Source organism: Bacillus sp. LQ01, from assembly GCF_057624735.1.
In genome coordinates this window covers 657760-673114 of the sequence record NZ_JBYEZL010000002.1, presented here as the reverse complement: position 1 = coordinate 673114, position 15355 = coordinate 657760, and the positions used below count along the sequence as shown (strand labels likewise).

The following is a 15355-nucleotide window of genomic DNA, read 5'->3' as shown; positions in this document are numbered from 1 at the left end:
CTGATTACACATTATCTATAAAACACTTATATAGAATAACTCTCTTTTTCATACAATACAATATATTATACTACAGTTTCATCAGTAAGATTTGCCAAAAAAATTATTCTTTTCTTATTTTATATCCATATACCATATATCAGCAATGTATTTTCGTAAATTCCTAATACATAATCGTTTATTGTAAGATTACTGGGAAAGATATTTATACATATAGTAGGATGTAGATGAAGAAATAAGATAATAAAAAGCTCGCATAAGCGAGCTTTTTATTAATATACAGATGTATTATTTTCTGACATGTTTTCTAAAATTTCTTTAACACGTCCTAAGAACTTACCACAAATTAAACCATCAAGTACTCGGTGATCAAGTGATAAACATAAGTTAACCATATCACGAGCACCGAACATACCGTTATCCATAATTACTGGGCGTTTTACAATTGATTCAACTTGTAAAATAGCCGCTTGTGGGTAATTAATAATACCCATAGATTGAACAGAACCGAATGATCCTGTGTTATTAATTGTAAATGTTCCACCTTGCATTTCGTCTGCTTTTAACGATTTCGTACGTACTTTTCCTGCAAGTTCTGTAATTTCACGAGCGATACCTTTAATTGTTTTCTCGTCCGCTTGCTTAATTACTGGTACAAATAGTTCTTCCTCTGTTGCAACAGCGATAGAAAGGTTAATATCTTTCTTCTGAACAATTTTATCGCCAGCCCACATTGAATTAATTTGAGGATACTCTTTTAACGCTTGTGCTACTGCTTTTACGAAGAAAGCAAAGAACGTTAAGTTAAAGCCTTCACGCTTCTTAAAGTCACCTTTAATTGAGTTACGGTATGACACAAGGTTTGTCACATCTACTTCAATCATCATCCAAGCATGTGGTGCTTCGTGTTTACTACGTAACATGTTTGCTGCGATTGCTTTACGCACACCTGTTACTGGAATTTCGATATCTCCAGGCATTGTAGGTACAGAAACTGGTTTCGCAGCTTCTACTTTTTGCGCTACTGGTGCTGCTTTTGGTGCTTCTGGGCGAGCTTCTACTACTGCCGCTACAGCTTCCTCTTTCTTCGCCGCACCTGCTTGTGGGATATTTCCAGATTCCACTAGCTTTAAAATATCTTTACGAGTGATACGGCCGTTTGCTCCCGTACCTTCTACTAGATCTAAATCAACGTTATGCTCACCCGCAAGCTTTAACACAGCTGGTGAAAAACGTGGTTTTCCATCAGTTGGTTGTTTTACTTTCGGTGCTTTTTCAGACGTAGCTACTTCTGCCTTTGATTCTTCTTTAGTTTTTTCCTCAACAGCTGTTGCTGCTACTTCATCTGCGCCTTCTACTTGAATAACACAAACTACTTCACCTACAGCTAACGTATCACCTTCACCAGCGATTAACTCTTTCACAACACCCGTGAAAGAAGATGGTACTTCAGCATTTACTTTATCAGTCATTACTTCTGCAAGCGGATCATACTTATTTACGTGATCGCCAACATTAACGAGCCATTTACTAATTGTGCCCTCTGTAACGCTCTCCCCGAGCTGAGGCATTGTAATATTTTCTACAGCCATGTATAGTCCCCCCGATTAAAATTCCGCAAGTTCACGCATTGCTTTTTCAACTTTATCTGGATTTACCATAAAGAATTTTTCCATTGTTGGTGCATATGGCATTGCTGGAACGTCTGGACCTGCAAGACGTGCGATTGGCGCATCTAAATCAAATAGACAGTTTTCAGCGATAATTGCTGCCACTTCACTCATAATGCTTCCTTCTTTATTGTCTTCTGTTACAAGAAGAACTTTACCTGTTTTAGAAGCTGCTTCAATGATTGCTTCTTTATCTAATGGATATACAGTACGTAAATCAAGAATGTGTGCAGAGATGCCATCTTGTGCTAACTTTTCAGCCGCTTGAAGAGCAAAATGAACACATAATCCGTACGTGATAACTGTAATATCATCACCTTCACGTTTTACATCTGCTTTTCCGATTGGTAATACGTAGTCATCCTCTGGTACTTCACCTTTAATTAAACGATATGCACGTTTATGTTCGAAGAATAATACTGGATCTTCATCACGAATGGCTGCTTTTAATAAGCCTTTTGCATCATATGGTGTAGAAGGGATAACGATTTTTAAACCTGGTTGGTTTGCAAACATCGCTTCTACAGATTGTGAATGATACAATGCACCGTGAACCCCCCCGCCAAATGGTGCACGGATTGTAACTGGACAAGTCCAATCATTATTAGAACGATAACGAATTTTTGCCGCCTCAGAAACAATTTGGTTTACTGCTGGCATGATGAAATCAGCAAACTGCATTTCAGCGATTGGACGCATACCATACATTGCTGCACCAATTGCTACCCCAGCAATTGCAGATTCTGCAAGCGGTGCATCAAGCGCACGATCTTCACCAAATTGATCATACAAACCGTGTGTCGCTTTAAACACGCCACCTTTTTTACCAACATCTTCTCCTAAAACGAATACTTTCTCATCGCGTTCCATTTCTTCGCGCATTGCTAATGTAATAGCATCAATATAAGACATTACAGCCATGAAACGTTCCCCCCTATTCTGCGTATACGTGCTTCAATGCATCTTCAGGTGCTGCATACGGAGCATTTTCTGCATATTCTGTTGCTTCATTTACGATATGCATAATTTCGTCTAACATTTGTTTTTCGGATTCCTCAGTTAACACACCAGCTTCTTTTAAATAAGCTGCGAATGTTATAATTGAATCTTTTTTCTTTGCTTCTTCTACTTCTTCTTTATCACGATAAACACGATCATCATCGTCACTAGAATGTGCTGTTAAACGATATGATACTGTTTCAATTAAAGTTGGTCCTTCACCACGACGACCGCGATCTGCTGCTTCTTTTACAGCTTTATATACTGCAAGTGGATCGTTTCCGTCTATTGTATATCCAGGCATACCGTAACCAATCGCACGATCTGATACGTTTTTACATGCTAATTGTTTTTCAACTGGAATAGAGATTGCATATTTGTTATTTTCACACATAAAAATAACAGGTAGTTTGTGTACACCAGCAAAGTTTGCCCCTTCATGGAAGTCACCTTGGTTTGAAGAGCCTTCTCCAAATGTAACGAACGTTACTAAATCTTTCTTCTCCATTTTTCCAGCTAGTGCAATACCAACTGCATGTGGTACTTGTGTTGTTACTGGAGATGAACCTGTAACAATACGATTTTTCTTTTGACCGAAGTGACCAGGCATTTGACGACCACCAGAGTTTGGATCTCCAGCTTTCGCAAAAGCAGACAACATAAGCTCTTTAGCTGTCATACCAAATGCTAGTACAACACCCATATCACGGTAGTATGGTAATGCATAATCTTTCTCTCTATCAAGAGCGAACGCCGCTCCAACTTGTGCAGCCTCTTGTCCTTGACAAGAAATTACGAATGGAATTTTACCAGCGCGGTTTAATAACCACATACGTTCGTCAATTTTACGTGCAAGTAACATCGTACGGAACATTTCTAATACTTGCTCATCACTTAAGCCAAGCTCTTCATGGCGCTTTTCTTTTACTTCTGCCATTTTTCATAACCTCCTAAATCCACATTTTTATGCGTGTAACGCTCTTCCATCTACAGCAAGTGCTGCTTCACCAATCGCCTCAGATAATGATGGATGCGGATGAATTGTATGTGCTACTTCCCAAGGTGTTGCATCAAGTACTCTTGCAAGACCCGCTTCAGAAATCATATCTGTTACATGTGGTCCAATCATATGAACACCAAGAATGTCATTTGTCTCTTCATCAACTACAAGTTTTACGAAACCATCTGATTCTCCGTATACAAGTGCTTTTCCGATTGCGCGGAATGAGAACTTACCTACTTTTAACCTATAGCCTTTTTCTTTTGCTTCTTGTTCTGTTAAACCGACAGAAGCAACTTCTGGACTGCTATATACGCATTTTGATACCATAGAGTAATCAATTGGTGTAACTTCTTTCCCTGCAATATGTTCTACTGCAGCAATTCCTTCATGAGAAGCAACGTGAGCAAGTTGCAGGCCACCGATTACATCTCCAATTGCGTAAATATGCGATTCTTTCGTTTGATAAAACTCATTTGTTTGAATGTATCCTTTTTCCACAACGATATCTGTGTTCTCTAAGCCAATATTTTGCGTATTCGCTTGTCTTCCTACAGATACAAGCATTTTTTCTGCTTTAAATTCTTTATTTTCACCGTTGTGTTCAGCTTGGATTGTTACTCCATTATCTTTTACCAATGTTTCTGGTAATACTTTTGCACCAGTTACCACTTTAATACCTTTTTTCTTGAATAGACGTTGCATTTCTTTTGAAACGTCTTGATCTTCTAGTGGTAATATTGTTTTTGCATACTCTAATACTGTAACTTCTACACCGAAGTCAGCAAGCATAGATGCCCACTCAATACCGATTACACCGCCACCAACGATAATAATCGAACTAGGAAGCGTTTCCATTTTTAGGGCATGATCTGAAGACATTACGTACTCTCCGTCTAATTCTAAACCTGGTAATGAATTTGGACGAGAACCTGTTGCAATAAGTACATTTTTTGGAATTAACATTTCATTCTCTTCTCCACTTGCAAGTTCAACTGAAATTGTCCCTGGCATCGGAGAGAAAATAGATGGGCCAAGAATACGGCCAATACCTTCAAACACATCAATTTTACCTTGTTTCATTAAGTGTTGAACGCCTTTATGAAGCTGCGTTACAATCTTCTCTTTACGCTCTTGTACTTTCGCAAAGTTTAGTTCTACATTGCTTGCAATAACTCCGAACTCTTCGCTTTTTTTAGCAGTTGCATATACTTCCGCACTACGTAAAAGAGCTTTACTAGGGATACATCCTTTGTGTAAACAAGTACCACCAAGATTTTCTTTTTCGACTAGTGCAGTTTTTAACCCTAGTTGTGATGCACGAATTGCAGCAACATATCCACCAGTACCGCCGCCAACGATGACTAAATCATATTCTTTTGCCATTATCTCAACCCCTAGCTACCGTTTCTTTTTCACGTACAACATATTCTTTTGGAGCTTCTTCTTCACGTAATACACGAAGTGCTCCTTCTGCTAACGCTTCTAACTCATCTTCGCCTGGATGTACGATAACATCTGCAATCCAGTCCACTCGCTCTTTTATTTCATCGACAAGAATTTTACTGTATGCCAGTCCACCAGTTAATACGATTGCATCGATTTTCCCGTGAAGTACAGCGCTAGCTCCGCCAATCTCTTTTGCAACTTGATATGCCATTGCTTTATAAATAAGAGTTGCTTCAGGATCACCTTTTTCAACCATTTTCTCTACTTTAATCGCATCATTTGTACCGATTAAACTTACAAGTCCACCTTGTCCGACAAGCTTTTTAATCATTTCATCTCGGTAATACTCACCAGAGAAACACATTTCTACTAGTTGCCCTACTGGTACTGTACCAGCACGCTCTGGACTAAATGGTCCTTCTCCGTTTAAACCGTTATTCACATCGATTACTCTTCCTTTTTTATGAGCACCAACTGTAATACCACCGCCCATATGTGTAACTAATAAATTTAAATCCTCATATTTGTGGTTTAACTGTTCGGCTACTTTACGAGCAACTGCTTTTTGATTTAATGCATGGAAGATACTTTTACGTTCCATACCAGCAATACCACTTATACGAGCAACTGGCTCCATCTCATCTACAACGACAGGATCCACAATAAATGCAGGAATGTTTAATCCAGAAGCAATTTCATATGCTAAAATGCCTCCAAGGTTTGAAGCGTGATGACCGCTAAACCCATTTTTTAAATCTTCTAACATCGTATCGTTTACTGTATACGTACCGCCTTCGATTGGACGAAGTAATCCACCACGTCCACAAACAGCGTTTAATTTTGAAATGTTAATACCATGAGAATGTAGAACTTCTAAAATCGTTTCTTTTCGAAACTCATATTGGTCGATAATTCGCTTGTATTTCCCAATCTGTTCTACGTCATGACGAATCGTTTCTTCTAAAACGGGTCTTTCATTATCAAAAACACCAATTTTTGTGGATGTACTACCTGGGTTAATAACAAGAATTCGATTTACAGACAATGTTGCTACCTCCACTAATAAATTCAAAAGGAAGTGGAAACCTCATAAGAGGTAACCACGCCTTTTGTAAAAGTTATATATGAATGATTAGCGACGGCTAATAATATCGTGACCGTTGCGTAAGTAAGTGCTACGAGAATTTTTCAAGCTTGCAATGCGCTCTTCAGCTAGACGATCTGCCGCTACATAAGTTGCTATGCCATCGCGTTTTGAAATTTCGATTACTTTTGCAATTGTGTCATAAATAGACTCAACACGTTTTAGTGCACGTTCTCTATTGTATCCATATAATTCGTCTGCTACGTTAATTACGCCACCTGCATTAATTACATAATCTGGTGCGTATACAATACCCATTTCATGAATGATGTCACCGTGACGATTTTCTTTTAATTGGTTATTTGCAGAACCTGCGATTACTTTTGCTTTAAGTTGTGGAATAGTTTCATCATTAACTGTTGCGCCTAATGCACATGGTGCGTAAATATCGCATTCAACACCGTAAATTTCATTTGGTTCAACTGCTGATGCACCGAATTCTTCTACAGCACGTTGTACAGCTTCTTTATTAATATCTGTAACGATTAATTTTGCTCCTTCAGCGTGTAAATGTTTGCATAGGTGATATGCTACGTTACCAACGCCTTGAACAGCAATTACTTTTCCTTCTAAATTGTCAGTACCGAAAGCTTCTTTTGCAGCTGCTTTCATACCACGGTAAACACCGTATGCAGTTACTGGAGATGGGTTACCAGAAGAACCGAATGATGGTGAGATACCTGTTACAAAGTCAGTTTCTTCATGGATAATATCCATATCATCTACTGTTGTACCAACATCTTCAGCTGTAATGTAACGTCCGTTTAGTCCTTGGATATAACGTCCTAGTGCACGGAACATTGCTTCGCTCTTATCTTTACGAGGATCACCGATAATTACTGTTTTCGCACCACCTAAGTTTAAACCAGCTGCTGCGTTTTTGTATGTCATCCCTTTTGCAAGACGCAATGCATCTTCAATCGCCGCTTCTTCAGAATCATATGTCCACATTCTTGTTCCACCAAGAGCCGGTCCAAGTGTTGTATCATGAATTGCAATAATTGCTTTTAAACCAGATTCTTTATCTTGACAAAATACTACTTGCTCATAATCATATTTTTCTAAGTATTCGAAGATTTCTAATGTCATTGTCGTTTCCCCCTAATGTTTTACCCTTTTTGGTTTATTTTGAAGCAGTCGCAACTGCCAATGCTAATGAATATACTTTTGTTTCTGCTGAATCAGCACGAGATGTTAAAACAATCGGTGCTTTTGCGCCAGCAATCATTGCTCCTACTTTTGCATCCGCAAAGTATACGAGTGATTTATATAGCACATTTCCAGCTTCAATCGTTGGGACGAGTAAAATATCTGCCTTACCTGCTACATCACTTACTATGCCTTTATGCTCTGCTGCAATTTGTGATACTGCATTATCTAAAGCAAGTGGTCCATCAACGATACAATCTTTAATTTGTCCGCGGCGATTCATTTGTGTTAACATCGCTGCATCAATTGTCGCCTGCATCGCTGGATTCACAACTTCTACTGCTGCGATTGGTGCCACTTTGGGCAAGTCGATTCCTATTGCCTGGGCAACTTCTACAGTATTTTGTATAATAGCAGCTTTTTGTGTTACGTCAGGTGCGATGTTCATCGCTGCATCTGTAACGAAAATAAGACGGTCGTAATTTTGAACTTCAAATGCTGCTACATGTGAAAGTACGCTACCTTTACGTAGGCCCCACTCTTTGTTTAACACAGCCTTCAAAATATTCGCTGTTGGGATGTTCCCCTTCATAAGCACATCTGCTTCACCATTTCTCACAGCTTTAACAGAAAGTTCTGCAGCTTCAGCACTAGACATTGCTGCAATCACTTCAACATGTTCTGAAGTTTGTAAACCATGTTCTTGTAGCATCCCCATTATTTTTTCTTGATTTCCATATAGACGAAATTGAGCTAGCTGTAATTTAATTGCTTTCGCTACAGCTTCAATTACTTCATGATCTTCAGCTACTGCTACAGCCACAGTTTTTTTAGGCTTTCCTGCTGCTTGATCAATTAAGTATTCTAACTTCATATTTTGTAATCAACCCTTTCCGTCGTCCCTCGTCTATTTATAAAGCAAATACCGTGCCAACTTTTAAAAGTGGTCTTACCAATAATGAAAACGCATTCAAAATGCAGTAAAATCAATACTTTGGAAAATAACGAAAGATTCTGTCTTATTTTGTCGCTTTTTGTATACCATGCAATAAATTGCACAGTACGCAATTTATTGCATGCTATTTTTTGCATGGTCATACTTTTCTAGCTTGTAATATAAATTTCGAACGGAAATTCCTAACGCTTTTGCAGTTTGTGTTTTATTCCCATCAAATCTCTCCAAATATTCATAAATAATATTCCCTTCAAACTCTGTCACTAAATGTTCAAGTGGCTTTTCTTCTAATTCAGGTAATAAATGAGATTGCTTTGACTCCACCTGCTCTTCGTTATGTAATGGCGGTAAATGGTGTACATCAATATAGGTCTCGTTATAATTCATAAAGATAATAGCTCTCCCCAAAATATTTTCAAGTTCCCTCACATTTCCTGGCCATTCGTATGATTGTAAATATAAAACGGCTGAATCAGTGAGCCCTTCTACATTACGACCGTAATCTTGATTAATTTTTTGAATCAATCTGTCCGCAATTGTCGGTATATCTCCTTTACGTTGACGAAGAGATGGAATTTGAATTGGAATTTTATTTAATCGATAATATAAATCCTCCCTAAACTTCCCTTCTAGAATAGCCTTTTCTAAATTCACATGTGTCGCTGCAATTACTCGAACATTAATAGGTATCGCTTTCGTTCCACCAACTTTTACAATTTCTTTTTCCTGCAATACACGAAGGAGTTTCGCTTGTGTATTTGCAGACAACTCCCCTATTTCATCTAAAAAAATACTACCGTTATTCGCTTCCTCAAAGAACCCACGTTTCCCGCCTCTTTTCGCTCCAGAAAACGCCCCTTCCTCATAACCAAATAATTCACTTTCTAACAACGTCTCCGAAATGGCCGCACAGTTTACACGGACGAACTTATTGTATTTTCGATTACTTCCATTATGGATTGCATGTGCAAACAATTCTTTACCAGTCCCAGATTCCCCGCGTAACAGTACTGTTGCTGGTGTATTCGCTCCTAGCTTCGCCTGTTCGATAGCTGCCGTTGTTTCATCTGAATTTCCGACAATATCATCAAATGAATATTTTGCTTCTAATGTACGAATAATTTGCCTTGCTCTATTCAATTCATTTGTTAATTTTTGAATTTCCGACACGTCACGGATAACACCGACGCTTCCTTTCAATATTCCATCCACAATAACTGGTGCTACGTTTACAATTACATCTCGCTTTTTTTGCCCAATCTTCATATGTATTCCGCGCACCGCACGACGCGTTCGAAGTACTTTCATATGCATACTTTCGCCTTCTACAATATCAGTTGTAGCAGGCTTCCCAATAATATCTTCTTCTGTTAAACCCGTTAATTTCGTATATGCTGGGTTAATGACTAAACCTCTTCCTTTTTCATCCACAACCGAAATCGCTTCTTCAGATGAGTTAATAATTGCCTCTAATAGTGTTTGAATTTCTTTTAAGTCTGTAACTTCTTCCGCAAGATCTACAACTTCTGTTATATCTTTAAAAATTGCAAATGCCCCTTGTACCTCTCCTCCTTCTTTTAATATTGGAATACGCGTTGTAATAATTTTCTTTCCATTCTCTAATGTCAGTTCATAATTTACTTCTATTTGTTTCGTACGTATAATGCGAAGTAATTTACTAGTTGGAATGACTTCTAAAATATACTTTCCTATCGCCTCTTCTTTTTTATATCCGATAATACGCTCTGCACTTTTATTAAAAAGACGAACTTGTCCCTCTCGATCAATTACAATCATGCCGTCATGTGTAGAATTTAAAATTAATTCTCCTTGTTGCGTCTGTTCCTCTAACCGCCCAATTAGCCCTTCCTTCTCATGCGCTAATCCTGTAACAATTTTTGCGATATCACCTGGTATAAGAAGAGTGTCTTTTTTCTTTTTTTCTAATAAAACTTTATGTACATCATCTTCACCTGTCATATCAAATATTACATCGATATGCATAGAAAGAAATGGAGTTACACTTTCTCCAATTGCAATCCCGTATTCCTTAGCAATTTGTAGTCCTTTTGCCAACGGATTTATATCAATAATCCCTATAATTTGAAATATATTCGAACTTTGTAACAGATTCAGCAGCGCGCTCCCGCCTTCACCTGCACCAACAATTAATACTTTTTGTTTCATATATTACACTTCCTCTCGAAGTAACTCTGCAAATTTTTTCACACCCTTATCTTACTCGTTCAGCACCCTCTTGACAAACCCCCTTTCCGTATAACATCATTAAAATATACGAAATAATCTGAAAAGGAGCGTTATGCATGCAGCGTTACGTTGCTCTACTATTAGCACTCATCCCTATTTCATTAGCTGTGTTTGGTATAAAGTTAATGAGAGATACTGTATTCGGGATTCTATTTCCACCAATTTCTATACTGTGGTTACAATTTTTAATCGGCGCTCTCTGCTTCGCGCTCGGGTTTTATATCTTTGGTGGCTTCGTCTTGCACCGAGATCGCAAACGAAATAAAGTACAAGCTCGCTTTAGAAGATAGGAATACCCCACTATTTATAAATAAAAAAATGAGACCGTTACACGCGGTCTCATTTTTTTATTGGCAATAACGTTCTTGCCGTTTCAGGGTAATCAGTAATAATCGCCGATATATTCATATCAAAATATTTACGCATAAGCGTTTCTTCATTAATTGTATAAGGGCGAACTTCTACACCACTTTCCATCGTTAGTTCGGCAATAGCATCTTGAAGATAACGATAATTCGGATGTACTGCTGTAGCCCCCATTTTTTTCGCGTATGCCCACGGACTATGCAAACCTTCGCGATATAAAATTGCTGTTTGAATATCAGGAGCCATCATATGGCACCGTTTCATACTGTAGTGATTAAACGAAGAAAATATAACACGATCCTCTAGACTAAATTTCCGTACAAGCGTTATAACTTCTTCCTCTAAACCTCTGTATGGAATTTTATTATTTTTAAGTTCAATATTAAGTAGCAAACTCGTTTGTTCAAGCCATTCTAATACCTCTTCTAAAAGTGGTATTTTACAAAAACCTACTTTATCACCAAATTTATAACTTGCATCTAACTTGCATAAGTCCTCATATACATAATTCCGAACCGCACCTTTTCCATTTGTTGTCCGGTCCACCGTTTCATCGTGAATGACGACAACTTTTCCATCTTTCGTTAATTGAACATCAAGTTCAATTCCATCCGCTCTAAAAGACTCAGCTGCTTCAAATGAAATCATTGTATTTTCTGGGTACGTTCCAGCCGCACCACGATGTGCAAATATAAGAGTCATCCTCACTCCCCCAATCTTATGCTATACTATACGAAAAAGGAGGTACTTCTATGAGACCATTACAAATCTCTCCAGATACTGCAGTCCGCTTATCAAAAGCACTAGGTGTTCCACTTGAACAACTCATGCATATGCCGCAGCACATTTTAATTCAAAAACTAGTTGAATTAGAAAAACAAAATAAAGACGAAGAATAATACAGTCCTGTTTTGCAGGACTTTTTATTATTTTCTATTATATCACGGATGCCTTTCCTACTAAAATCCTTTAACAGATGTACTACGATGTGATTTAGCCGTTCCTTCATCATTTAATAATGAATCACATCTTTTCTTTTTTGTTACACGTCATAAAGAAAGCAGACCATTTATTTATAAGTCCCCATTGCGTCCTAAAAACACGATCATAAAAAAACTAGAAGCCCTTTATATTGTTTTTATTGAACGTGCGGAGCATCCCCTGATTCGTATAGTTCTTTCGCTTTTTCCTCCCCGAATGTAGTTAAAATATAATGTTGCTCTTCTAACGCATCCATTGCTCTAGTTGCTTTACAAACGCTATCTTCTTGAGCATCTGAGAAATAATTGTGATCTTCTACAATTTTACTAAAATCTTTTTTCGCCCATCTATCAGCAATTGCTAAAAGTTCATTTTTCTTCGCAAAGCTACTCTTATTTATAATTTCTTTTAATTTTTTAGTATTACTTTGAATCATTGGGATAGAGCCCGATTTTCGTTCTGCCACCACTTTTTGATGAGTCATGCGATGCATCGCTGTAATGACTTCGCTTTCAGTAGAATTTTCAGTAACATACACATCAACAAAGACCCCATCTACCTCTCTACCTACTATTGTTTGGTCTTCTTTTTTATCTATTTGAGCACTCACTTCTTTATCTACGGGATTATCTGCAAGTTCTAACATTCCAAATGTAACTGCAATAGCAAGAACTCCCATAGCTGCTACTATTCCTAGCCAAGTTGAAATTTTATTTTCCATTCCCCTTCTCCCTATCTATATCTATTTTATTACCTTATAAAAAACTCACTTACATGTAATATTACTAAAAATAGGTTTTATTTTCCATACTATCAAATAATCTCTTTTTCTCAACAAAATAAAAAGACCAACGAATTATAACATTCATTGGTCTTTAAATAAAAAGTTCATTGGTTTTAAATTTGATATCGAGTATCAATTTCAAGAATTATTAAGCTTTACTAAAGCTTAAATCCCTTACTACTTTTACTCTCAACTAGCTTTATGTTCAAGTCTCAGCTTATCCGCAACCATTGCGATAAACTCAGAATTCGTAGGTTTTGCTTTTGACATGGATACTGTATAACCGAATAAGGACGAAATAGAATCAATATTCCCACGGCTCCAAGCTACTTCAATTGCGTGACGAATTGCGCGCTCCACACGGCTTGCTGTTGTATTATATTTCTTTGCGATATCTGGATACAATACTTTCGTAATCGATCCTAATAATTCGATATCATTGTATACCATGGAGATTGCTTCTCGTAAATACATATATCCTTTAATATGAGCGGGTACACCAATTTCATGAATGATACTCGTAATACTCGCATCTAAGTTTTTCGGTTTTCCATCTACTGTTGTGGCTGATCGGAATGATGGTAGTGGACGCTTAATCATAGTGTTTGCTTTACCACTCACTTGACGAATATGACTCGTTAAATTCTCCATATCAAATGGTTTTAATATGAAATATGAGGCACCTAAGTCAACTGCTTTTTTCGTCACATCTTCTTGGCCAAATGCTGTCAACATAATTACGCTAGGCTGTTTTAACCTTTCAATATGTCGCATTTTCTCCAATACAGCTAAACCATCTAAGTGTGGCATAATAATGTCTAAAACGAGTACATCAGGTTGCTTATCTGTTAATAAGTTTAAACACTCTTGACCATTATAAGCAGTACCGATTACTTCCATATCATCTTGAGCGGCTACATAGCTCTCTAACATTGATACTAGTTCTTTATTATCATCCACAAGACATACTTTAATTTTCTCCACAGCTTTTCCTCCCTTACCGAATCGATTCTCCGACATGTGTATCCTTCTAGGCTACATGAATTGTTCGACAATTGTGTGAAAATTCCCTTTTAAAGTTTCTTACTTTCCGATAAAATCACAAAAAAATATGTTTATCGTTCATTTATTCCCTTTCGCAACACATTCCATCATAGAAATACAACGAAACGTTCAACCCTTTCCTTTTATTTTACAACAAAAAACACCTCTTGCGGAGCTTTTACAAAATTTCAACGAATTTTTCAACAGAAAAAGCGAGCTAATAATATATATTAGCTCGCTTTTTTCTCTTGATCATAAATATTAATTCCAGCTTGATGTAACATCCATTCAATATGAACACCATATCCTGATGTTGGATCATTTACAAATACATGTGTAACAGCACCAATTACTTTTCCATTTTGTACAATTGGACTTCCGCTCATTCCTTGTACGATACCGCCCGTTTTCGCTAATAGACGTTTATCTGTTACTTTTATTACCATACCCTTTGTGGCTGGGAATTTTTGCTGCACTGTACTAACAACTTCAATATCAAACGCTTCTACTTTATCTTGATCAATAACTGTTAATATTTTTGCCGGTCCTTCTTTTACTTGATGAGATAATGCGATAGGCATTGCTTTATCCATTATACCGTTTTTCATATTCGTATTTAATTTTCCAAAAATACCATATGGACTATTAATTGTAATATTGCCAATCACTTCACGGTCTGGTGAGAATCTTGCTAATTTCTCCCCTGGATTCCCATGACTACCTCTTTCAATTGATGTAACTGTCGAGCGCATAATTTGTCCATCTTCGACTTGAATCGGCTTTTTCGTATCATTATCAGAAATAACATGACCAAGTGCCCCATATTTCATAGAATCTGGATGAACAAATGTCATCGTTCCAATTCCAGCTGCCGAATCACGGATATACAAGCCAATTCGATAAGACGATTCACCGTTGTCTTTTTGTGGAGTTAGCTTCGTACGAATATATTTTCCATCTCTTAACAATACAAGATTAAGCGGTTCACCTGTTTCTCCACTATTATGAATAAACGGTGCTACATCACTCATTCTTTCAATTGTTTTACCATTAATTTCAGTAATCATATCTCCAATTTGTACACCTGCTGTTTCACCAGGAGATATTTTACCTTTTTCAGTTTGAATTAAATGATGGCCTACAACAAGTACACCTTTTGTATTTAATTTCACACCAATTGATTGTCCACCTGGAATCACTTTAAAATTTTTTAACACTTTCACATTTACTTTTTTCACTGGAAAACCAGCAAGCTGAAATACCATATCAGCTTCACCATTTTGATGAGAATTTACCATAAGTCCTTGTTTTTGTTCATTCGAACTCACTGTAAATACATGACGATTTGTGGATGAAGCTTTGAAAACTGGTAATGATGATATTTCTGATTGTTGCCCTTCAAAAACAACAAGTTGTTTCGGTGATGAAATAAACGTTCGAAGCGGTTTAAAACATCCAATAAAAACTAAAGAAACAAGGAGACAAAGACCTATTATTTTTCGAAATTTTTCTAATTTCAACTTGTTCACTCTCCTCGCTCCTACCC

14 protein-coding genes are annotated in these 15355 nt (G+C 37.3%); 2 read left to right on the top strand and 12 right to left on the bottom strand.

Translation table 11 applies throughout. The features are described 5' to 3' along the window. Window positions 1-272: 272 nt before the first annotated feature. The 8 genes from AC22L0_RS15930 to AC22L0_RS15895 all read right to left on the bottom strand — a co-directional run bounded on the left by AC22L0_RS15930 (window position 273) and on the right by AC22L0_RS15895 (window position 10553). Window positions 273-1592: a dihydrolipoamide acetyltransferase family protein gene (locus AC22L0_RS15930; protein ID WP_000257681.1), complete on the bottom strand. Its 1320-nt coding sequence runs from the start codon at window positions 1590-1592 to the stop codon at window positions 273-275. Window positions 1593-1607: 15 nt separating this feature from the next. Then, window positions 1608-2591 (bottom strand): 3-methyl-2-oxobutanoate dehydrogenase subunit beta, encoded by a 984-nt coding sequence (gene bfmBAB / locus AC22L0_RS15925; protein WP_000290071.1) that lies wholly within the window; start codon window positions 2589-2591, stop codon window positions 1608-1610. A 13-nt stretch (window positions 2592-2604) separates the two neighbouring features. Then, entirely contained in the window at window positions 2605-3606 is a 1002-nt protein-coding gene (bfmBAA, locus tag AC22L0_RS15920; RefSeq protein ID WP_000852551.1) for a 3-methyl-2-oxobutanoate dehydrogenase subunit alpha, read from the bottom strand. A gap of 27 nt (window positions 3607-3633) precedes the next feature. After that, on the bottom strand, window positions 3634-5055 hold the full coding sequence (gene lpdA / locus AC22L0_RS15915) for a dihydrolipoyl dehydrogenase (RefSeq protein WP_087967326.1): 1422 nt from the start codon (window positions 5053-5055) through the stop codon (window positions 3634-3636). A gap of 4 nt (window positions 5056-5059) precedes the next feature. Further along, entirely contained in the window at window positions 5060-6163 is a 1104-nt protein-coding gene (gene buk, locus AC22L0_RS15910; RefSeq protein ID WP_487272333.1) for a butyrate kinase, read from the bottom strand. Between the two features lie 87 nt (window positions 6164-6250). Further along, window positions 6251-7351 carry a leucine dehydrogenase gene (locus AC22L0_RS15905; protein ID WP_000171357.1) on the bottom strand — a complete coding sequence of 367 codons (1101 nt, stop codon included), beginning with the start codon at window positions 7349-7351 and terminating at the stop codon, window positions 6251-6253. A gap of 34 nt (window positions 7352-7385) precedes the next feature. Continuing rightward, on the bottom strand, window positions 7386-8285 hold the full coding sequence (gene yqiS / locus AC22L0_RS15900) for a phosphate butyryltransferase (protein WP_000764670.1): 900 nt from the start codon (window positions 8283-8285) through the stop codon (window positions 7386-7388). 195 nt (window positions 8286-8480) lie between these two features. Then, window positions 8481-10553, bottom strand: coding sequence for a sigma-54 interaction domain-containing protein (locus AC22L0_RS15895; protein ID WP_000810974.1), 2073 nt, complete (start codon window positions 10551-10553; stop codon window positions 8481-8483). Window positions 10554-10690: 137 nt separating this feature from the next. Between AC22L0_RS15895 and AC22L0_RS15890 the strand changes: the two genes are divergently transcribed. Then, complete coding sequence (locus AC22L0_RS15890; protein ID WP_001190210.1) at window positions 10691-10924, top strand: DUF2627 domain-containing protein; 234 nt, start codon at window positions 10691-10693, stop codon at window positions 10922-10924. Window positions 10925-10973: 49 nt separating this feature from the next. Here the strand turns inward: AC22L0_RS15890 and AC22L0_RS15885 are convergent, their stop codons facing one another. Then, window positions 10974-11702 carry a glycerophosphodiester phosphodiesterase gene (locus tag AC22L0_RS15885; protein ID WP_000172580.1) on the bottom strand — a complete coding sequence of 243 codons (729 nt, stop codon included), beginning with the start codon at window positions 11700-11702 and terminating at the stop codon, window positions 10974-10976. 50 nt (window positions 11703-11752) lie between these two features. Between AC22L0_RS15885 and AC22L0_RS15880 the strand changes: the two genes are divergently transcribed. Next, complete coding sequence (locus tag AC22L0_RS15880; RefSeq protein WP_001247671.1) at window positions 11753-11899, top strand: YycC family protein; 147 nt, start codon at window positions 11753-11755, stop codon at window positions 11897-11899. 239 nt (window positions 11900-12138) lie between these two features. On the opposite strand, the gene AC22L0_RS15875 is transcribed toward AC22L0_RS15880, so the two are convergent. The 3 genes from AC22L0_RS15875 to spoIVB all read right to left on the bottom strand — a co-directional run bounded on the left by AC22L0_RS15875 (window position 12139) and on the right by spoIVB (window position 15338). After that, a complete protein-coding gene (locus tag AC22L0_RS15875) occupies window positions 12139-12702 on the bottom strand; it encodes a PRK06770 family protein (RefSeq protein WP_000428232.1) in 564 nt (187 codons plus the stop codon). Between the two features lie 252 nt (window positions 12703-12954). Then, window positions 12955-13749 (bottom strand): sporulation transcription factor Spo0A, encoded by a 795-nt coding sequence (spo0A, locus tag AC22L0_RS15870; protein ID WP_021727703.1) that lies wholly within the window; start codon window positions 13747-13749, stop codon window positions 12955-12957. Window positions 13750-14039: 290 nt separating this feature from the next. Next, the gene (spoIVB, locus tag AC22L0_RS15865) at window positions 14040-15338 is read right to left on the bottom strand and encodes a SpoIVB peptidase (RefSeq protein WP_087967324.1); all 1299 of its coding nucleotides are present in this window, start codon (window positions 15336-15338) and stop codon (window positions 14040-14042) included. Window positions 15339-15355: the final 17 nt, after the last annotated feature.

Coding starts and splice junctions, on each gene's coding strand:
- lpdA (WP_087967326.1), bottom strand. CDS start 5,055: ATGGCAAAAGAATATGATTTAGTCATCGTTGGCGGCGGTACTGGTGGA.
- AC22L0_RS15890 (WP_001190210.1), top strand. CDS start 10,691: ATGCAGCGTTACGTTGCTCTACTATTAGCACTCATCCCTATTTCATTA.
- AC22L0_RS15885 (WP_000172580.1), bottom strand. CDS start 11,702: ATGACTCTTATATTTGCACATCGTGGTGCGGCTGGAACGTACCCAGAA.
- AC22L0_RS15895 (WP_000810974.1), bottom strand. CDS start 10,553: ATGAAACAAAAAGTATTAATTGTTGGTGCAGGTGAAGGCGGGAGCGCG.
- bfmBAA (WP_000852551.1), bottom strand. CDS start 3,606: ATGGCAGAAGTAAAAGAAAAGCGCCATGAAGAGCTTGGCTTAAGTGAT.
- AC22L0_RS15880 (WP_001247671.1), top strand. CDS start 11,753: ATGAGACCATTACAAATCTCTCCAGATACTGCAGTCCGCTTATCAAAA.
- bfmBAB (WP_000290071.1), bottom strand. CDS start 2,591: ATGGCTGTAATGTCTTATATTGATGCTATTACATTAGCAATGCGCGAA.
- yqiS (WP_000764670.1), bottom strand. CDS start 8,285: ATGAAGTTAGAATACTTAATTGATCAAGCAGCAGGAAAGCCTAAAAAA.
- AC22L0_RS15875 (WP_000428232.1), bottom strand. CDS start 12,702: ATGGAAAATAAAATTTCAACTTGGCTAGGAATAGTAGCAGCTATGGGA.
- AC22L0_RS15930 (WP_000257681.1), bottom strand. CDS start 1,592: ATGGCTGTAGAAAATATTACAATGCCTCAGCTCGGGGAGAGCGTTACA.
- AC22L0_RS15905 (WP_000171357.1), bottom strand. CDS start 7,351: ATGACATTAGAAATCTTCGAATACTTAGAAAAATATGATTATGAGCAA.